General features: G+C 60.2%; 19 protein-coding genes. 3 read left to right on the top strand and 16 right to left on the bottom strand.

Annotation, left to right across the window (positions count from 1 at the left end):
* Positions 1–2 precede the first annotated feature (2 nt).
* From lepA to pyrR, 15 genes are all read right to left on the bottom strand, one after another.
* Entirely contained in the window at positions 3–1,814 is a 1,812-nt protein-coding gene (gene lepA / locus DW913_RS04995; RefSeq protein ID WP_117797776.1) for a translation elongation factor 4, read from the bottom strand.
* Between the two features lie 96 nt (positions 1,815–1,910).
* Complete coding sequence (gene rpsT, locus DW913_RS04990) at positions 1,911–2,177, bottom strand: 30S ribosomal protein S20 (RefSeq protein ID WP_022094714.1); 267 nt, start codon at positions 2,175–2,177, stop codon at positions 1,911–1,913.
* Between the two features lie 133 nt (positions 2,178–2,310).
* Positions 2,311–3,273 carry a DNA polymerase III subunit delta gene (holA, locus tag DW913_RS04985; RefSeq protein WP_117797775.1) on the bottom strand — a complete coding sequence of 321 codons (963 nt, stop codon included), beginning with the start codon at positions 3,271–3,273 and terminating at the stop codon, positions 2,311–2,313.
* 78 nt (positions 3,274–3,351) lie between these two features.
* Positions 3,352–5,655: a DNA internalization-related competence protein ComEC/Rec2 gene (locus DW913_RS04980; RefSeq protein ID WP_117797774.1), complete on the bottom strand. Its 2,304-nt coding sequence runs from the start codon at positions 5,653–5,655 to the stop codon at positions 3,352–3,354.
* On the bottom strand, positions 5,652–6,365 hold the full coding sequence (locus DW913_RS04975) for a helix-hairpin-helix domain-containing protein (protein WP_117797773.1): 714 nt from the start codon (positions 6,363–6,365) through the stop codon (positions 5,652–5,654). Before DW913_RS04975 ends, DW913_RS04980 begins: the two co-directional genes overlap by 4 nt.
* A 213-nt stretch (positions 6,366–6,578) precedes the next feature.
* Positions 6,579–7,823 (bottom strand): tRNA uracil 4-sulfurtransferase ThiI, encoded by a 1,245-nt coding sequence (gene thiI / locus DW913_RS04970; protein ID WP_117797772.1) that lies wholly within the window; start codon positions 7,821–7,823, stop codon positions 6,579–6,581.
* Positions 7,824–8,105: a DNA-directed RNA polymerase subunit omega gene (locus DW913_RS04965; RefSeq protein WP_035138532.1), complete on the bottom strand. Its 282-nt coding sequence runs from the start codon at positions 8,103–8,105 to the stop codon at positions 7,824–7,826.
* A gap of 5 nt (positions 8,106–8,110) precedes the next feature.
* The gene (gene gmk / locus DW913_RS04960; RefSeq protein ID WP_117797771.1) at positions 8,111–8,680 is read right to left on the bottom strand and encodes a guanylate kinase; all 570 of its coding nucleotides are present in this window, start codon (positions 8,678–8,680) and stop codon (positions 8,111–8,113) included.
* Positions 8,681–8,989: an integration host factor, actinobacterial type gene (gene mihF / locus DW913_RS04955; protein ID WP_006236130.1), complete on the bottom strand. Its 309-nt coding sequence runs from the start codon at positions 8,987–8,989 to the stop codon at positions 8,681–8,683.
* A gap of 239 nt (positions 8,990–9,228) precedes the next feature.
* Positions 9,229–9,945 (bottom strand): orotidine-5'-phosphate decarboxylase, encoded by a 717-nt coding sequence (pyrF, locus tag DW913_RS04950; protein ID WP_035138533.1) that lies wholly within the window; start codon positions 9,943–9,945, stop codon positions 9,229–9,231.
* Positions 9,939–10,847: a dihydroorotate dehydrogenase gene (locus DW913_RS04945; protein WP_006236128.1), complete on the bottom strand. Its 909-nt coding sequence runs from the start codon at positions 10,845–10,847 to the stop codon at positions 9,939–9,941. The genes pyrF and DW913_RS04945 overlap by 7 nt, the downstream gene beginning before the upstream one ends.
* A 14-nt stretch (positions 10,848–10,861) precedes the next feature.
* Positions 10,862–11,629: a dihydroorotate dehydrogenase electron transfer subunit gene (locus tag DW913_RS04940; protein WP_117797770.1), complete on the bottom strand. Its 768-nt coding sequence runs from the start codon at positions 11,627–11,629 to the stop codon at positions 10,862–10,864.
* Positions 11,630–11,745: 116 nt separating this feature from the next.
* Positions 11,746–13,035, bottom strand: coding sequence for a dihydroorotase (locus DW913_RS04935; RefSeq protein WP_117797769.1), 1,290 nt, complete (start codon positions 13,033–13,035; stop codon positions 11,746–11,748).
* Complete coding sequence (locus tag DW913_RS04930; protein WP_035138537.1) at positions 13,019–13,963, bottom strand: aspartate carbamoyltransferase catalytic subunit; 945 nt, start codon at positions 13,961–13,963, stop codon at positions 13,019–13,021. The genes DW913_RS04935 and DW913_RS04930 overlap by 17 nt, the downstream gene beginning before the upstream one ends.
* A gap of 4 nt (positions 13,964–13,967) precedes the next feature.
* The gene (pyrR, locus tag DW913_RS04925) at positions 13,968–14,552 is read right to left on the bottom strand and encodes a bifunctional pyr operon transcriptional regulator/uracil phosphoribosyltransferase PyrR (protein ID WP_006236123.1); all 585 of its coding nucleotides are present in this window, start codon (positions 14,550–14,552) and stop codon (positions 13,968–13,970) included.
* A 451-nt stretch (positions 14,553–15,003) separates the two neighbouring features.
* On the opposite strand from pyrR, the gene rpmB reads away from it, so the two are divergent.
* Positions 15,004–15,192 (top strand): 50S ribosomal protein L28, encoded by a 189-nt coding sequence (gene rpmB, locus DW913_RS04920; protein ID WP_022094725.1) that lies wholly within the window; start codon positions 15,004–15,006, stop codon positions 15,190–15,192.
* 186 nt (positions 15,193–15,378) lie between these two features.
* Here the strand turns inward: rpmB and DW913_RS04915 are convergent, their stop codons facing one another.
* Positions 15,379–16,155: a transposase gene (locus DW913_RS04915; protein ID WP_117797768.1), complete on the bottom strand. Its 777-nt coding sequence runs from the start codon at positions 16,153–16,155 to the stop codon at positions 15,379–15,381.
* A 360-nt stretch (positions 16,156–16,515) separates the two neighbouring features.
* Between DW913_RS04915 and adhE the strand changes: the two genes are divergently transcribed.
* Both adhE and DW913_RS04905 read left to right on the top strand, forming a co-directional pair.
* Positions 16,516–19,164 (top strand): bifunctional acetaldehyde-CoA/alcohol dehydrogenase, encoded by a 2,649-nt coding sequence (gene adhE / locus DW913_RS04910; RefSeq protein ID WP_117797767.1) that lies wholly within the window; start codon positions 16,516–16,518, stop codon positions 19,162–19,164.
* An 88-nt stretch (positions 19,165–19,252) separates the two neighbouring features.
* Positions 19,253–20,017, top strand: coding sequence for an aminoglycoside phosphotransferase family protein (locus DW913_RS04905; RefSeq protein WP_117797766.1), 765 nt, complete (start codon positions 19,253–19,255; stop codon positions 20,015–20,017).
* Positions 20,018–20,179 lie beyond the last annotated feature (162 nt).

The following is a 20,179-nucleotide window of genomic DNA, read 5'->3' as shown; positions in this document are numbered from 1 at the left end:
ACCTACTCGTCCACCTTGAGGATCGCCATAAAGGCCTCCTGCGGGACCTCGACCGATCCGATGGCCTTCATGCGCTTCTTGCCCTCTTTCTGCTTCTCGAGCAGCTTGCGCTTACGCGAGATATCGCCGCCGTAGCACTTAGCAAGCACGTCCTTGCGACGCGCCTTGACGGTGGAGCGGGCAATGATCTTATTGCCGATAGCACCCTGGATGGGCACCTCGAACAGCTGACGCGGGATGATCTCCTTAAGCTTGTCGCACAGGCCACGGGCCAGACCATAGGCCTTGTCCTTGTGGACGATAAACGACAGCGCGTCCACCTCGTCGCCCGAAAGCAAGATATCGAGCTTAACGAGCTCGGAGGGACGGTACTCGTTGAACTCGTAGTCGAGCGAGGCATAGCCCTTGGTACGACTCTTGAGCTGATCGAAGAAGTCCAGGATGAGCTCGGCGAGCGGCATGTCAAAGCGCATCTCGACCGATTTGCTCGTGAGATGGATCATGTCGGTTGTAATGCCACGGTGCTCGATGGCGAGCTGCATGACGGCACCCGTGTACTCAGGCGGGCAGATGATCTTTGCCTTGAGGTAGGGCTCCTCGATACGATCGATACGCGTGGCCTCGGGAAGGTCCTGCGGGCTGCGGACATCGATCATCTCGCCGTCGGTCTTGTAGACGTGATAGTCAACCGAGGGGCTCGTGGCAATGAGGTCCAGATTGAACTCGCGCTCCAAGCGTTCCTTGACGACTTCCATGTGCAGCAGGCCCAGGAAGCCCACACGGAAGCCAAAGCCGAGCGCCACCGAGGTCTCGGGCTCCCACACCAACGACGGGTCGTTGACGTGCAGCTTATCGAGCGCGTCACGCAGGTTCTCGTAGTCCTTGTTATCAATCGGGAACAGGCCCGTATAGACCATGGGCTTAGCCTCGCGGTAGCCGGGAAGAGGCTCGGGGCAGGGATTCGACGCCCACGTGAGGGTATCGCCCACGCGAACGGCCTCGGGATCCTTCAGACCCGTGACCACGTATCCGACCTCGCCGACGGTCAGAGCATCGACCGGCGTCTCGGCGGGACGCTTGACGCCCACGCCATCGACCAAAAAGTCGCCCTTGGCCTGCATCATGCGCAGCGTATCGCCCTTTTTGATGGAGCCGTCAAAGACGCGCACCGTAGCCACCACACCGCGATACTCGTCAAAGTACGAATCCAAAATGAGTGCCTTGAGCGGCGCGTTCGCATCGCCCTTGGGCGGAGAGATCAAAAAGACAATGGACTCCAGCAGATCGTGGATGCCCTCGCCGGTCTTGCCCGAGACGCACACGGCATCATCGGCAGGGATCGCCAGGTCATCCTCGATCTCGGTCTTAACCTCATCGGGATGAGCCGAGGGCAAGTCGATCTTGTTGATGGCCGGCACAATGTCCAGATTGGCGTTCATGGCGAGCGTCGCGTTGGAGACGGTCTGCGCCTCGACGCCCTGCGTGGCGTCGACAACGAGCACCGCGCCCTCACAGGCTGCCAGCGAGCGCGAGACCTCATAGGTAAAGTCAACGTGGCCCGGCGTATCGATCAGATTGAACTGATACGTCTCGCCATCGTCGGCGTCATAGGACACGCGAACGGCATTGGACTTGATCGTAATGCCGCGCTCGCGCTCGATATCCATGGTGTCGAGCAGCTGCGACTCCATGTCGCGCTCGTCGACGGTATGGGTGAGCTCGAGAATGCGGTCACTGATCGTGGACTTGCCATGGTCGATGTGCGCAACGATTGAGAAGTTGCGGATGTGGGAAATGTCAATTGAAGTATTCATGCGGACTATCTTACCCGAGCGGTACAAAAAATGGAGCCTGTTCCATAAAACAGGCTCCATTTATGCGCGTAATCTGTGTGGTGTGAAATTTACAACTTAGGCGTTGATGCTGTTCACGAGCTTGGCAAGACCGGACTTGCGGTTGGAAGCCTGGTTCTTGTGGATAACATGCTTGGCGGCAGCCATGTCGAGACGCTTGGTGACGGTCTTGAGGGCAGCCTGGGCCTTCTCGGCGTCGCCCTCGGCGACGGCGGACTGGACGTGCTTGGTCAGCGTCTTGAGCTCGGACTTGACAGCCTTGTTACGCATGCGAGCTGCCTCATTGGTGCGGATACGCTTCTTCTGAGACTTGATGTTTGCCACTTCTGGAGTTCCTTTCGAGTTCCTTGCAAAAAATGTATGACACCTCTGAGACACGGTGAGGTCATGCAAGCGCCTACTATAGCACGCTCCCCCTCAAAGGGATAGAACGAATTTGTCAAATAGGCAGGTATCATCACGATTTTCTCAAGATGTTCGTAATCCAGAGCAAAAGCGAGGTCTGAGAATCGGCCGAACCCTTCAGCGCGAGCTCCACATCGACCGCGCCCTCGAGCGCGGCAACGAGCTCTGCCATCGAAAAGCGACGTGCCCAGGTCAGGTGATTCTTGACCTGCCAGGACTGGAGCTTAAGTGTTGCGGCCAACTCACGACCCTGTCCGCGCGCATCGAGCGCCTTGGCAACGATAAGCTCGCGGATGCGGCCGCACAGCAATGTGTAAGTCCACACGTAGCTCTTGGCGGGCAGTAGATTGAAGAGCTCGAGCGAGCGTCGCATGTCACGGGCCGAGACCGCATTGAGAAAGTCCCAGGGTTGAACCTCGGCCGTACGTACAATCCAGCGCTCAACGTCGGCAAGCTCAATCTGCGGCGCCTCGACCATCTGGGCAAGCTTAGCCAAGTCGTTATCGAGCATGCGAGTGTTTTCACCCGAACGCGAGACGAGTTCCTCGGCGGCCGCCGTCGAGATCGACTTGCCGTGCTGCGTCGCCATCTGCTGCACACGGCGCGGTAGCTCCCAGCGCTTGGTGCCGGAGCAATCGATCACGGCCTTCTTGTCGATCTTGGCGATCGCCTTATACAGGCGCGTGTTCTTGGCAAGCGAGTCGGCGATGATGAGGCAGACCGTTGTGGGGCTGGGACTTGCCAGATACTCAACGAGCGGCTCCGAGACCGCCTTGGCGAGCTTTGAACAGCCGTCAAGGATTACCAGGCGAAACTCGCTGCCCATCGGAAAGGTGTTAAGCGATCCGATAATGGACTCGATATCGGGGTCCTTGGTCATGTCGCGCTCGTCGAGGTTGAACTCGACCATACCCGACTTTTCCAGACGCGCTTTCATACGTGAGACGGCGTGATCGCGCTTGACTCCGTCGGTACCGACGATCAGATATGCCGGCAGCAGACCGGTTTCGGACATTGCGCTCCCCTCCCGCAGGCATTCGTATTCGCTCCGTGCCATTCTAGCCCAGGGGCCCACCACACGCCAACGACGTCGTCACGGTCGCTGGCATCGCATCGCAAAGCCATTCGCAGTCGGCGTGACGGTAATGTCGCCGTGTTCGATAGTGCACGCGAACACGCCGCCCGCTTCCTTAACGGCATCGATGCAGGCGTCGGACGGATGGCCGTATCGATTCCCCTCGCCCGCGCTCGCGAGGGAAAGCTCGGGCTTCAGGACGTCCAGCAACTCACCATCAACTGAAACCTTAGAGCCGTGATGCCCAAGTTTAAGTACGTCGATATCCCCCACCTCCTGCACGAATTCCCGTTCTTGGTCGAGCTCGGCATCACCGGTGAGGAGCATACGCAGGCCCTTGCCTTCCTGAACATAAGAGAGCAGCAGGACAAGCGAATCCTCATTTCCCTCGCCATCCACGGACTCGAATGGCCACATCACGCGGGCGCAAAATGAGCCGATATCGACCGTATCCCCACGGCGCACCTGCCGATACTCCACGCCAGGTCGGTTCAATACCTCGGCAGGAGCATCCTCCAGCGCATCCGCCGCTACGGCAATCGTTCCGACCGAAAACTGTTCGAGCACGGCAGGCAGACCACCCCAGTGGTCCTCATCCCAATGCGTCACAAAGACGGCATCGATATGGTGCACGTTATTGCGGACCAACGCCGCCACCACGCGCTCGTCGAGTCCGCAGTCGACGAGTGCTACTGCGCCGCCCTGGCGGATAAGAATCGCATCGGCCTGGCCCACATCGAGCACTGTCACCGAAGGCGGAGCGAATCGATCCCAGTAGACGTACGGAATCGCAGCCAAGAGCACCAGGCATGCAAGCCCCACCGCCATAGGACGTGCACGGGGACGCGGCCACCGGACAAGCAGAACCGCCAGCAAACACGGCACTAGGTAAATCCACATGCTATCGGGCGGCACGCTCACGGATGCACCCGGCACGGCGGCAAACAGCTGCTCGAAAAACAGCGCGCAACGGGCGGCAATCATGGGCACAACGAGCGCCAAAGTCCGCAACGGTCCCACGAGCGAAAAGGGAACCAGCACGATCGACATAGCGAGCAGTACGCTCACCACCGGACCGATGACCGCATTTGCCAGCGGAGCAATGAGCGAGAACGTTCCGAAGGCAGGAATGGTAATGGGAAGGGTCGCCAACTGCGGGCACAGCGTGACGGAAAGCATACTGGCAATGCCCGATGGCACACCTAGCTCACCCAAAGCGTAGGTGGCGTACGGGCAAAAGCACAGGATGGCAAAAACGCTGGCACATGAAAGCTGAAAGCCCATCTCGAACAGCACCGTCGGCCTCAGTAGCACAAAGATGGACATGGTAACAAAGAGTGCCGATGCGCCGTGCCGGCGACGCCCCGCGCCGTTTACGACAAGCGTCGCGAACACCATGCAGCACGCGCGCACGGCCGAGGGAGACGCGCCCGTAAAGGCAGCGTAGCCCACAAGCGTTATCGCCAGTATCGCCCGCTGAAGACCACGTGAGCACCGAGTCTTTTGCAATAAACCCTCGATTACAAACCCCACGATAGCCAAATGGCTGCCCGAGACGGCGATAAGATGCGCAGTTCCCGTCACCGAAAACCAGTCGCCCGCCGGCTGGGCGCGCAGCTCGGCCGAACGACCGCAGACGACACCGGCTATGAGCGCACGCGCCGGGTCGGTCGCAGCCGCGATGGACGCAAGCAGCCCATTTCGCAGCCGAAGCAGCGGCCCCGGAGAGCCCTCATCGACCGACACAATCCGAACGGCTTTAACCTTGCGCACCTCGCCTCGGAGCACGCGCGATCGTCCATACGCATCGTTCTCAAAACGTGAAACGCGACCGATAACACGCACGTGCGCCCCGACCTTGAGCTCGCGGTCAAACGATAGGCGAACCGTTGCCAGGTTCTTACCGTCCGCGCGTGCCTCGCAGGTATAGGAATACACGTCGTCGTTTATGGATGGATCACCCTGCACGACAAACTCGAGGCTGCTTGCCGCTCGACCATCGAGCGCCTTCGAGGCGCCTAGCGTGCCCACAGCCCACCACACCGAGACGACCGCTCCCGCCACGAGACCGACGGACGCGGCATACAGCCACCGCTTCCAAGGGGCAAGCCGCGCACAAGATTGAGCCAGCACAACGAATACCGCCGCCGCAACGGGAATGGCCCATAGCGGCCCGACCGCCGGAGCCCGCTCCCTCAGCAGCGCATCAGCGACCATGTTGAGCACCAAGACGCAGCTCATGCACATGCCGGCACACAGGGCCATCGTCCACGGCATCAGGGGCCGCGGAGGCATCACGTGCTCGCGCTCGGTCGCACTCATACGCAGATGCAATCTTTGATTTTGGCAAGCTTCTTCTCGCCGATTCCCGACACACGCATCAGATCGTCAACCGAAGAAAAAGCACCGTTCTTTGTCCGCTCATCGATAATCGACTGGGCCATGGAGGGGCCGATGCCCGAAAGCGTCTGCAGCTCTTCTGCGCTTGCCGTATTGATGTTTACTAGGCCTGTTGCGCCACCCGCGCCCGATGATGCGGAAACCCCACCATCAACACCGGCTTCCGCAATGGACGCCTGCTGCTCCCCTACCGTTGGAACATGGATTTTTTGTCCATCAGTGACCTTAGATGCCCGATTGAGCCCCGTAACGTCTGCCTCGGGCGCCAGCCCGCCGGCGGCATCAATCGCCTGAGCCACCCGCGCGCCGTCCTTGAGACGATATACGCCGGGCGACACAACGGCGCCATCAACATCGACATAGACCTCTGCCGCAGCAGACGCCTTAGGCGAAGAGCCTTCGGATGTCTTTCCGCTCGAAGCATCGCCGGATCCCGGCTCCACCAACGAGCCCGAACCATCAGTCCGCTCAAAAGACACGCCGCTAGCACCGCCGCCAAGGTTCGCCATCGCCAAGCCGCTCGCCATCGCAATGACAACCAGTATCGCCATCACCACTGCCTTATGACCGAGCAGCTTGTCCGCCAAGCGGTCCATCCGTTTGACCCGTTCGTGTTGTTCGCGCTGCGCCATAGCAAAACCTCCCAACAACATCGTGTCAGGAAAAGAGCCCTGCAACAGCCACGCTCCAAAACCGGTTTTAGCGGTCAAACCAAAAACCAACCAAAACCTTGCACAAATCTGTCCATTTATTCAGGCACACGTCAGCAAATGGACACTTAGCCGCAAAATGCCCAGATAGCAAAAGACCGACGATGCAGGCGCATCGTCGGTCTATGCACAAAATTACTCGTGATCTTGGTAAATCTCACGCGGAGCAAGCTCCGAATGTTTGCGTTTTAAGGTCTTAGGGGCCTTATACGTGTTGCTCTCGAAGTCGATGTACTCGGTCTGCTTGAGCAGGCGCTCGATCATCTCCTCATGATCGAACAACTCCCAGGCCTCATGCACGGCATCGAGTTTGGCATGCGTCTCGGGACGGCGCGGCATAAATAGCGTGCAGCAGTCGGGAGCGGCCTCAGTCGAGATATCGAACGTACCAATCTCCTCGGCGCGCGCGATGATCTCCTGCTTGTCCGAACCGATGAGAGGGCGGAACACGGGGATCTTCACGGCCTCGTTGACGGCCATGATGTTCTCAAGCGTTTGGGAGGCAACCTGCCCAAGCGATTCGCCCGTAACGATGGCCTTGGCGCCCTCGATGTGTGCAATGTGCTCGGCAACCGAATACATAATGCGGCGATACATGATCACGCGCAGATTGCTGGGGCAGGTGACCGAAATCTCACGCTGGCAGTCGCCAAACGGCACCACGTACAGGCGGCCGATCTGGACACCCGGCTCAAGCGCACGGATGATGTCCTGCACCAAATACTCGCTCGTATCGGGCGTCTGCGGACGACCAGAGAAATGTACCGGCACGCACACCGCGCCGCGACGCGCGAGCATCCAGGTCGCCACCGGAGAATCGATACCCGACGACAGCAGCGTCACGACCTTGCCGGCAGAACCCACCGGCAGACCGCCCACGCCGCGCTCGGAGCGCGCATACACGTAGACGCTACCCTGGACCACCAGTACGTGCACCATCGCATCGGGGTCGTGCATTTGAACCTTTTTATCGGGGAAGGCCTCACACAACACCTCGCCCACCTGACGATTGATGTCAATCGAGGTGAGCTCATAGTCGGTATTGGAGCGCTTGGCGTGCACCTTAAACGAATCGAAGGAACCAAACTCGCGCAGCGCCTTCACGGCGGCGGCACAGTACTCCTGAGGGTCGCGATTGGTGTGATACGCCAAAGACACGCGAGCAACGCCGGGAACGGTGCGAATGACACGCGCCGCCTCGTCGGCCTGATGCTCGTTAAAGGTCACGAGGATATAACCGGAAATTCGAGACACGGCATTCACGGAAAAGGCGGCCAAGGCCGCCTTGATGTTATCCATGAGGATATGCTCAAAATGTGCGCGGTTCTTGCCCTTCAGTCCAACCTCGTGATAGTGGACCAGGCAGACGCGAGCCGCCATTTAGGCTTCAGCAACCTTGTGGCCGAGCGCCTTCTCGTAACGGGCCTCGTCGTAAGAGATGTCGCCGTCGACAATCTCGTCCATAGCCATCGAGATGGTATCGGCACCGGAAAGCCCGATGGTGATGTCATCGACATCCTGGACGGCAAGCACGCGGTTGTGCTGGCCACGCAGCATGCTATTGATGTCGCAGGCGCGCTTGGAGGCAAGCGAAGCGAGCAGGAAGCGGTTGTGATCGGTCTTCTCCAGAAGATCGTCAATGCAAGGCTTTACAACGGACACGGACCTCAGATCCTTTCATGCATATCGAGAACGCGAACGAGCTCATCGGTCGCGCGGTCGAGATCGTCATTAACCACGACGTCGTCGTAGCGGTCGGCAAGGGCAAGCTCATCGGCGGCGTTTGCCATACGCAGCTCAATCGTCTCGGGCGTCTCGGTACCGCGACCGACTAGACGCTCGCGGAGCACCTCAAGCGAAGGCGGCTTGATAAAAATCAGCACGGCCTCGGGAAAACGCTCCTTCACCTGCAGGGCGCCCTGGACATCGATCTCCAAGATCAGGGACGAGCCAGAGGCGAGCTTGGATGTGACCTCGCTCACCAACGTGCCGTAGCAGTTACCGTGGACCTCGGCCCACTCAACAAACTCACCGTTTGCCACGCGGCGGTCGAACTCCTCGCGCGTCAGAAAAAAGTAGTTGACGCCGTCGACCTCACCTTTGCGTGGTGCTCGCGTGGTAGCCGAAACCGTCAGGCCCAGGTTCGAGCGGAGCTCGCGCACACGAGTGACGAGCGTGCCCTTGCCTGCGCCTGACGGTCCAGAAATCACAAAGAGCTTGGAATCCTGAGCGCTCACTTATTTGGTCAGCTGCTCGAGGAGCTGCTCGCGCTGACGGACGCCGAGGCCCTGGACGCGACGGGTAGCGGAGATACCGAGCTCCTCCATGATCTTGGCGGCCTTGGCCTTGCCATAACCAGGGAGAGACTCGATGAGGGTGGAAACCTTCATGCGGGAAGCGATGGGGTCATCGGAGTTAAGCACAGACTCGAGGGACTTCTCGCCCTTCTTGATCTGCTCGCGAAGCTCAGCGCGGGCGTGACGTGCGGCAGCAGCCTTCTCAAGAGCCTGCTTGCGCTGCTCATCGGTAAGCTGAGGGAGTGCCATTCGTACCTCCAAATAGTTGGGTTATATCTGATTCAATAATTGGCATTTTAGCACGTAGAACGTACAAAATGCCCAATAGCGGCTCCATAGGTTAGACGATACCCGCAAAAAGTGCAATATACTGCGCCCAAAGTTAAGCCCCTGACCTGCGATTCCACACAAAGGATGGGAAAGTTTACGCAGGCACAGGGGCTATTTTGTGCTAATGAGACCCAAAAGTGGTGACTTAGGGGAATCTTTTACGCGACGTTTTCGACCAGCTCGGCGACGATGGCGTCAAAGGCGGCAACCGGATCGTCGGCACCGGTGATGGGACGTCCCACAACAATGTGGCTTGCACCACGCTCGATAGCCTGGGAAGGCGTCGCCACGCGAGACTGGTCACCAAGGGCGGCACCCACCGGACGCACACCCGGAGTCACGATCAGGGCATCGGGACCCAGCAGCTCACGCATGTCGTGAGCCTCCATCGGCGAGCACACGATACCGTCGATGCCGTTGGCCTGAGCGAGCTTTGCCAGGCGGGCGGCCTCCTCGGCCACGGGCGACTCGACGCCGATCTCGCTCAAGGCATCCTGGTTCATGCTCGTGAGCACGGTGATGGCGACGAGCTTGGCGCGGTCCTCGCGCGCCTCCTCGGCGCCCTCGCGGCAGGCAGCGAGCATGGCGCCCGAACCCAAGCCGTGGACCGAAAGCAGATCGGCACCGGCAAGCGAGGCCGAGCGGGCGGCACCGCGAACCTGATGCGGAATATCATGGAACTTGAGGTCAAGGAAGACCTTAAAGCCCAAATCCTTGAACGTCTTGACGATCTCAGGACCCTCGGCGTAATAGAGCGTCATGCCAACCTTGAGCCAGGCGGCATGGCCCGAAAGCTCGTGGGCAAGCTCGAGCGCACGCTCACGGTCGCAGTCGAGGGCGACGATAACACGGTCGCGGGCATCGGTCTCTAGCATTCGAACGCACCTACCAGTTCGTTGATGTCCTTCACGCCCTGAGACTCGGCCCAGGCCTCGAGCTCGTGCGCGATCTTGAGCGAAGCGCACGGATCGACGAAGTTGGCCATGCCGACCGACACGCAGGTGGCGCCGGCCAGGATAAACTCGGCCGCATCTTCGCCGGTCATGACACCGCCGACACCGTTGATGGGGATATCGACGGCCTGGGCAACCTCCCAGACCATGCGCACGGCAATGTGGTGGCACAGCGGGCCCGAAAGGCCGCCCTTGGGCTTGGCCACGCGGGACTTGCGGGTATGGACGTCGATGGCCATGCCCTGGATGGAGTTGATGACTGAAAGGCCGTCGGCACCGGCAGCCTCGAGAGCCTTGGCAATCTCGGCGACGTTGACCGGCGCCATCTTCACGAACAGCGGCTTATCGGTCACCTTGCGGCAGGCAGCCATAACGGAAGAGGCGCCCTCGGGCGTGGAGCCCATGGCGGCACCGCCGGCGGCGATATTAGGGCAGCTCACGTTGATCTCGTAGCCGGCAGCCCAGGGGCACAGCTCGACATACATCTCGAGTGCGCGGACAAACTCGTCAACGGAGTGGCCGGCAACCTGACAGATGACCTGGCAGCCGTCCTTGGACAACTGTTCGAGCCACGGACCGGACTCGCGGGCAAAGGCGGCCACGCCGGGGTTCTGAAGGCCCACGGAGTTGATCATACCGCCGGGAATCTCGGCCATGCGGGGCGCGGGGTTGCCGGGCCAGGGCTCGGCAGCGCAACCCTTGGTGGTGATGGCGCCCAGCTGGGAAACATCAAAGAAGTTCTGGAACTGCCAACCGTAGCCAAAGGTACCGGCTGCGGTGTTGATGGGGTTCTGCATCTTGACGCCGCCGAAATCGACGGCCATGTTCACGGTACCCACTAGAAGACCACCACCTTGGAAGCATCGAACACGGGGCCGCACATGCAGGCGCCCTTCATACCGTCGACCGTCTCGACATTGCAGGTGTTGCAGGCGCCAAAGCCACAGCTCATCATGCGCTCGAGCGACACCTCGCAGTACGCACCGGCCTCGGCGGCAGCGGCGGCGACTTTCTTCATCATGACGGCGGGACCGCAGCTGGCCACATAGTCGTAGCCGCCCTCGCCGAGCAGCTCGGCTGCCGGGTCGGTGCAAAAACCGTGCGTGCCCAGCGAACCGTCGTCGGTGCACACGTTAACCGTGGCGCCCAACGCGCGGAACTCATCAACACCCACGGCCTTGGAAGCGGTGCCAAAGCCCAGGCACACGTCGACATCCACGCCCTGCTCGGCAAGCATACCGGCAAGACACAGCACAGGCGGAACGCCGATGCCGCCGGCGACGAGCAGAGCCTTCCTGGTGCCCTCGGGTACCATCCAGCCACGGCCGCCAGGGCCCAACAGGTTGGACTTGGAACCGGGGGCCATCTGCGACAGACGACGGGTGTCGTCGCCCACGACGGCGTACCACAGCTCGACGGTGCCGGCCTGGGCGTCGGCGCGATAGAAGCTCAGGGGCACGCGAAGCAGCGAGGACGCATCGCCGGGCACGGCAATGTTCACAAACTGACCGGGCTTGAGCGCACTTGCAAGCTTGGGGGCCGAGATGACGAGCGAGAAGATGCCTTCGGCGATCTCCTGGTTCGAGACGACCTCGAAGTCATGCATGCGTGCAGTGGAAGGTGTGGGCATAGACGCTCCAATCCCCCATGCGGTTGCATGGTCAAAACGAACAGAAAGCGCGGCACCGCAAGGGCACCGCGCACAAAAGCGATAAGGCTATGCTAGCAGATGCAGCCGTCGGCGAGCGTCTGCTTACCGCCGACAAACACATCGGTGGCACGACCGGTAAACGTGCGACCGGCAAAACCGGAGTTCTCGGCGCGCGACTCATAACCGTCCTCACCGACCGTCCAGGTGGCGGACGCGTCGAACACAGTCAGGTCGGCAACGGAGCCCGCCTTGACCTGAACCTGGTCGAGGCCCAGGATCTCACGCGGCTTGATGGCCATGAGCTCGACCATGCGGCCCACGCTCATCTTGCCCGTATTGACCAGCTCGGTGAGTACGAGCGACAGCGAGGTCTCGAGGCCGATCATACCAAAGGGCGCAAGCTCGAACTCGCGGGCCTTCTCCCACGGGGTGTGGGGAGCGTGATCGGTGACGATAACGTCGACGGTGCCGTCGATGACGCCCTGACGGATGGCCTCGGCATCTTCCTCGGTACGCAGCGGCGGATTGACCTTGAGCGAGGTGTTGTAGGTCTCGTCCAGGTCGTTCTCAGTCAGGAACATGTGGTGCGGGGTGGCCTCGCAGGTAACCTGAACGCCAGCGGCCTTACCGGCACGCACGATCTCCAGACCATGGGCGGTGGAGATGTGCTGGATGTGCAGCTTGGCACCGGTCAGCTTGGCGATCTCGATGTCGCGGGCGATCTGGAGCTCCTCGCCGGCAGCCGGCCAACCCTCGAGGGCCAGACGGGTCGAGACCTTGCCCTCGTTGATCTGGCCGTTGCCGACCAGGTCCTCGTCCTGGCAGTGGCTCATGAAGACCTTGCCGAACATCTTGCCGTAGTCCATGCAGCGACGGAGCATGCCCGCGCCCTGCACGCCGCGACCGTCATCGGTGAAGGCGACGGCGCCGTGGGCGACCATATCGCCCATCTCGGACATGGCCTCGCCCTTAAGACCGCGGGTCATGGCGCCCGACGGATAGACGCGGCAGTGGCCGACCTCGGCAGCGCGGGACTTGACGAACTCCACGACAGTGCCGTTATCGGTTACGGGATCGGTGTTGGGCATGGCGCACACGCCGGTAAAGCCGCCCTTGGCAGCTGCGCGGGTACCGCTCTCGATGTCCTCTTTGACCTCGTAGCCGGGCTCGCGAAGGTGAACGTGCATATCCACAAGGCCGGGGACGAGGTACTTGCCGGAAAGGTCGCGGACCTCGGCTCCCTCGACGGCGAGATTCTCGCCGACCTCGGCGATCTTGTCGCCGTCAATCAGGACGTCAACGACACCGTCAAGCTCGACGGACGGGTCGACGACGTGGGTATTCTTAAGAAGCAAGGCCATTATCGGCACCTCCAAGCAGCAGATACAGGATAGCCATACGCACGCAGATACCGGCGTAGACCTGCTCCAGGATGACGGAGCGTTGCGGGTGGTCGGCCATATAGGAGTCGAACTCGACGCCGCGGTTGATGGGGCCCGGGTGGCAGATGATCGCGTCGGGCTTCATGAGCTTCTCGCGGTCCTTGGTCAGGCCGAAGAGCTTGTGGTACTCGCGAATGGTCGGGAACGGGGCACCCTCGAGGCGCTCCTGCTGCACGCGCAGCATGTAGACGACGTCCAGCTCGGGCAGGACGGAATCGAGGTCGCTCGTCACGTGGTCGCAGCCCAGGACCTCGGGCGCCGGCGGCAGCAGCGTGCCGGGGGCGACGGCGTAGGTCTCGCAGCCCATGATCTTAAGGGCGGGGATCAGCGAGCCGCAAACGCGGGAGTGGGCGATATCGCCGACGACGGCGACCTTCAGACCGTGGAAGTCACCCTTGTGCTCCCAGATGGTGTACAGGTCGAGCAGGGCCTGCGTGGGATGGTTGTGCTTGCCGTCACCGGCGCAGATGACGCTTGCGGGCGAGTTCTGCGTGACGATGTAGGGAGCGCCGGCGTGCTTGTCGCGCACGACGATGCAGTCGATCTTATAAGCGTTGAGGGTCTCAACGGTGTCGACGAGGCTCTCGCCCTTGACCGTGGAGGTCGAGGAGCCGCCAAAGTTGAGGCTGTCGGCCGAAAGACGCTTCTCGGCGAGCTCGAAAGAGCTGCGGGTGCGCGTCGAGGGCTCGTTGAACATGTTGACGATGGTCTTGCCCTTGAGCGTGGGGACCTTCTTGATGGCACGCTCGTTGACCTCGGAGAACGCCTTGGCGGTCTCGAGGATGAGCTTGATATCCTCTTCGGAGTACTCGGTAATGTCGATCAGGTGCTTATGGTTGAACGCCACGGTACTACTCACCTCCCAGCGGCGCGGAGCCCACGTGGGAACCCGGCGCGACGTCGTTAATCTCGACGGCGGTGTGGCCGTCGACTTCCTTCATATATAGGTGCACGTTCTCCTCATGCGACGAGGGAACGTTCTTGCCGACAAAGTCCGGCGAGATGGGGAGCTCACGGTGGCCGCGGTCGACGAGGACTGCCAGCTCGATGCGGCTCGGACGGCCCAGGTCCATGACGGCGTCAAGAGCGGCGCGGATGGTACGGCCCGTATACAGGATGTCGTCCACCAGCACGACTCGCTTGCCGTCGACGCTGAAGGGAATGTTGGTAGCGTGGATCGCGGGAGCGAAATTGGTCGCATAGTCATCACGGTAGAAGCTGATGTCCAGGCTGCCGAGCGGAACGTCGACGCCCTCGATCTCCTTGATCTCCTCGGCGAGCTTCTTTGCCAGAAGGTCGCCGCGCGTGACGATGCCGACCAGAGCGAGGTCTTCACAGCCCTCGTTGCGCTCGAGAATCTCGTGCGCGATGCGGGTCATCGCTCGATTGACGGCGGTCTCGTCCATGATGACCGCCTTGGGGGAAGTCGTGCCCATCGATCTCCTTCCTCACATGTCTTGACTGCTGACACAGTCAAAAAAATAGATGCCCGACCGCTTAAAGCGGACCAGACACCCACAGGAAGGGCTGCTCTTTGGCAGCTATGTAATTCCATGTGGGTATCTCGTACCCCTTTAATGGTCAACGAATAGTGTAGCCAACCTCGAGCGTAATTGCGAGCATAAATACAAAGCAATCCATAAACGGGCGCAGGCGCTCCATAAACCTATATATATTTGTGGGACGAGCTTGAAAACGCACGCACGAGCTGGCATAATCCCCTCTGCTGCACGCAAATCGGATCTACGTCCAGGGCCGTGGCGTGAGCACTATCGCCAAAAGAGGAATATCTCTGTGTAGATTACGCACAGGGAGCTGCTTCTGTGCTATAGTTCAGGCTTGTTTGTTAACGCGACATGTTCGTTTGTCGCCCAAGGAGGGTCAGTTATGTCCAAAGTTTGCGAAGTTTGCGGTAAGCACCCCGTTGCCGGTCGCTCTATCAGCCACTCTCACCGCGTCACCAACCGTAAGTTCCGCCCCAACATCCAGCGCGTGTACGTCGTCGTCGATGGTCACCGTCGCAAGATGAACGTTTGCTCCACCTGCCTCAAGTCCGGCAAGGTTGCGCGCTCCTAAATAAGGTCTTACCAACAAGTACCTCGGACTCTCCGGGTCAAAGACCTCGCGTTCATATAGAACTTACCAAAGGCGCCCTCCCCTACGGAGGGCGCCTTTTTGCACTCATTGGGGACAGACTTACATGAGTGCTTTCACGAATTGGGGACAGACATTACGCATGCCGGCAGCGGTTCGGCCCCTGCCTCACGCCGCCTCGTTCCAGCCCGCGGTGGCCTTGGTTACACTTGTAGCGCCGATGCCGGTGATACGGGAAATTTGCTTGACCGTGAGATGCGCCCGCCTGAGCCTCAGCAGGCAGGCATCGCGTTCGAGACGAGGCAGGGCCTTGAGCAGCGCAGGATCTATGCTCGGCAGGACTTCGCGCGCAACGGAAAGGGCATCCTCATCGTGGATCCGTCGGCGTGGAAGAACCTCAACTGACCAGATGCGCCCGGCAACTTCCTTGAGATGCTCGCAATAGCAACGGGAGCCTCCGACAATGTCGAGCATAGGGGCCGCATCACAGATGTCAAAGGGATCGTAGCCCAGCTGGTATGCCTTGTAGCTTGACCAGCGGTATGCCTCGAGTGAGTCGAGCGCACCTTTCACGGGATTGAGATGAATATAGTCGAGCAGCTGAACCGCCTGCGTGTCCGACTCAACTGCAACACGCGAATAGCGATTGTCAAACAGATGGCCCGTTCTTCCCGTTTTCCCATTGAAATACTTAGCATACGCCGTCAGTGCGCACTGCATTGCCTTTGAAAGGTTGTCGAATGGATCATCAACCATCAAATGGAAGTGGTTGTCCATAAGACACCAAGCCAACACCGCCACTTCATGGCGCGCAAACCTTTCCGAGATATCCGATAAGAAACGATAACGGTCGGAGTCATCTTCAAAAATAATCTGCTTGGAGTTACCGCGGTCAAAGACGTGGTAATAGCCGGTGAGCGAAACGGCGCGGGCGCATCGAGGCATAATCTCTCCTTTCAAAACTGAACAGGCAACACCTAAAAGGAGAGAAGGAACGCGAAATGCTGAGCCTGTGATCTATTTATATCCAATGAGCGGCAAAAACAGGCCCAGAACGGCAAAATGGCAAATCGATGTCTGTCCCCCAATGAGTGAAAGCACTCATGTAAGTCTGTCCCCAATGAGCGGGGCGATGCACTGGCAGACAATGAGTGGAACGGTGCATTGGGCGGATAGATTTAGTTGAATCGTTTCATGTGGTTGAAGCGTTTTAGTATGCCTTTTACGGGAATCTTACCGTTCGCCGAATAATTTCTTGCTATCATGCAAGGCGTAGGGTAAATCTCCGATCGCAAGGAGACACAAATGGTGAAAAAGTCACCGGAAAACACTACTCCCGCAATTGTGGACAACGTAGAGGCGCTTGAGGCTAAGCTCGCTCAGATGCGAGAGGCCCAGGCGCTTTTTGCTACGTACACGCAGGAGCAGGTCGACAAGATCTTCTATGAGGCCGCCATGGCCGCCAACAAGGCACGTATCCCGTTGGCGAAGATGGCCATCGAGGAGACCGGCCGCGGCGTTCTTGAGGACAAGGTCATCAAGAACCACTACGCCGCAGAGTACATCTACAACGCTTACAAGAACACCAAGACCTGTGGTGTCCTGGAGCGCGACGAGGCTTACGGCATCACCAAGATCGCCGAGCCCATCGGCATCGTGGGCGCCGTCATCCCGACGACCAACCCCACCTCCACCGCGATCTTCAAGACGCTGATCAGCCTGAAGACCCGCAACGCCATCATCATCTCCCCGCACCCGGCTGCCGCCAAGTGCACCATCGCCGCCGCCAAGCTCGTGCTTGACGCCGCCGTCAAGGCCGGCGCGCCCGAGGGCATCATCGGCTGGGTCGATGTCCCCTCCATCGAGCTGACCAACATGGTCATGCGCGACGTCGACATCATCCTCGCCACCGGTGGCCCGGGCATGGTCAAGGCCGCCTACTCCTCGGGCAAGCCCGCCCTGGGCGTTGGCGCCGGTAACACCCCGGTCGTCATCGACGACACCGCCGACGTGCTGCTCGCCGTCAACTCCATCATCCACTCCAAGACCTTCGACAACGGCATGATCTGCGCTTCCGAGCAGTCCGTGACCGTCATCGACACCATCTATGACCAGGTCAAGGCCGAGTTCCAGAAGCGCGGCTGCTACTTCGTCAAGCAGGGTGCCGAGATGGAGGCCCTGCGTGCCGCCATGTTCAAGAACGGCGCCCTCGATCACCGCATCCCCGGCATGGCTGCCGCCAAGATCGCCGAGCTCGCCGGCATCGAGGTTCCCGCCAAGACCAAGATCCTGATCGCCGAGGTCACCTCCACCGACCCCGCCAAGGAGGAGTTCTCCCACGAGAAGCTCTCCCCGGTCCTGGCCATGTACCACGCCAAGGACTTCCAGGAGGCCGTCGACAAGGCCGAGCACCTGGTGCTCGCCGGTGGCCCGGGCCACACCGCCTCTCTGTACGTGCACCCCGCTCAGGCCGAGAAGATCAGCCTGTTCGAGCACGTCATGAAGGCCTGCCGTATCGTCATCAACACCCCGTCCTCGCACGGCGGCATCGGTGACCTGTACAACTTTGGCATGAAGCCGTCTCTGACCCTGGGCTGCGGCTCCTGGGGCGGCAACTCCGTCTCCGAGAACGTTGGGGTGAAGCACTTGATCAACGTTAAGACTGTGGCCGAGCGCCGTGAGAACATGCTGTGGTTCCGCGCTCCCGAGAAGGTCTACTTCAAGAAGGGTTCCACGCCCGTCGCCCTCGACGAGCTGGGCAACGTCATGGGCAAGAAGCGCGCCTTCATCGTCACCGACCAGTTCCTCTTCAAGAATGGCAACACCCGCGCCATCGAGGCCAAGCTCGATGAGATGGGCATCGCCCACGACTGCTTCTACGACGTCGAGCCCGATCCGTCGCTGCAGTGCGCACGTCGCGGCGCCAAGCAGATGGCTCTCTTTGAGCCGGACGTCATCATCGCCGTCGGCGGTGGCTCCGCTATGGACGCCGGCAAGATCATGTGGATGATGTACGAGCACCCCGAGTGCAAGTTTGAGGACATGGCCATGGACTTCATGGACATCCGCAAGCGTATCTTCACCTTCCCCGAGATGGGCAAGAAGGCCTACTTCGTCGCCGTCCCGACCTCCTCGGGTACCGGCTCCGAGTGCACGCCGTTCGCCATCATCACCGACAAGGAGACCGGCATCAAGTGGCCGCTCGCCGACTACGCGCTGCTCCCCAACATGGCTATCGTCGACGCCGACAACTGCATGACCGCCCCGCGCGGCCTGACCGCTGCCTCCGGCATCGACGTCATGACCCACGCCATCGAGTCCTACGTCTCCATCATGGCTTCCGACTACACCAAGGGCCTCTCCGAGCGCGCTGCCAAGCTCGTCTTTGAGAACCTGCCCTCCAGCTTCACGAACGGCGCCAAGGACCCGCACGCCCGCGAGGAGATGCACAACGCCTCCTGCATGGCCGGTATGGCCTTCGCCAACGCCTTCCTGGGCCTCAACCACTCCATGGCCCACAAGCTCGGCGCCTTCCATCACCTGCCCCACGGCCTCGCCAACGCCGTCATCCTGACCCGCGTCATGCGCTACAACGCCGCCGAGGCTCCCGTCAAGATGGGTACCTTCTCCCAGTATCCTTACCCCAACGCGCTGCACAACTACGCCGAGATGGCCAAGTACTGCGGCATCGAGGGCAAGGACGACAAGGAGGTCTTCGAGAACTTCATCACGAAGCTCGAGGAGCTCAAGGACTTCATCGGCGTCAAGAAGACCATCGCCGACTACGGTGTTGACGAGCAGTACTTCCTCGACACCCTCGACGAGATGACCGAGCAGGCATTCAACGACCAGTGCACCGGCGCTAACCCGCGCTACCCGCTCATGAGCGAGATCAAGGAGCTCTACCTGGACGCCTACTACGGCCGCGAGCCTCAGGACTACGCCGTCTGCTAGTTTTAGCACGGTTTTTAACGGCGGGGGTGCACGGGTGTTTCACACACCCCCGCCGTCGCTTCTATCGCATCGTTGAAAGGATGCAACCATGCTGCTACCCGATTCCAAGACCGAGCTCGTCCGCCGTGGCAACAAGGTCGTTTACGACCTGGGCGACAAGATCGTCAAGGTCTTTAACGAGACCAAGCCTGTCTCCGACGTGTTCAACGAGGCTTTGAATCTTGCCCGCATCAATGAGTGCGGCATCCGCAGCCCCAAGGCTCTCGAGGTTTCCCAGCTCGAGAACGCCAACGGCTGGGCGCTCGTGACCGAGAAGGTTCCGGGCACCACCCTTGCCGAGAAGATGACTGCCGAGCCCCAGCGCTTTGGTGAGTACCTCGAGATGTTCGTCGACCTCCAGATCGAGATCCACGGCTACACCTCCCCGCTGCTCAACCGTCAGCGCGACAAGTTCGCCCGCATGATCGACAGCCTTGATCAGCTCAATGCCACCACGCGCTACAACCTTCAGGAGCGTCTGGACGGCATGACCAAGGAGTTCAAGGTCTGCCACGGCGACTTCAACCCCTCCAACGTCATCGTCGGCGACGACGGCCAGCTGTACGTCTGCGACTGGGCACACGCCACCCAGGGCTGCCCTGCTGCCGACGTTGCCACCACCTACCTGCTCTTTGCCCTCAACAGCAAGGATCAGGCCGAGGCCTACCTGGAGCTCTACTGCGACCGCGCCGACATGCCCATGCAGGTCGTGCGTCAGTGGACGAGCATCGTAGCCGCTTCCGAGCTCGCTCGTAAGCGCAACGTGAACGATGAGTTCCTGAAGAACTGGATCGACGTCGTCGATTATCAGTAATATCTGAGCGATTTATTTCGCATCGGAGGCACAAGAAAACCCCGCAGCTCATATGGGCTGTGGGGTTTTCCTTTACCCATCGAGTTTATTCACGCAACAAAATAGACTGCTCCGCATCTCTTCCTAAGAGAGATACGGAGCAGTCCCGCAATTACATCTAAT

Origin of the sequence: Collinsella sp. AM42-18AC, from assembly GCF_003467965.1 — a bacterium.
In the GTDB taxonomy this organism is placed as follows: Bacteria; Actinomycetota; Coriobacteriia; order Coriobacteriales; family Coriobacteriaceae; genus Collinsella.
The sequence above is the reverse complement of the archived record's forward strand: the minus strand, read 5'-3'. Positions and strand labels throughout refer to the sequence as shown.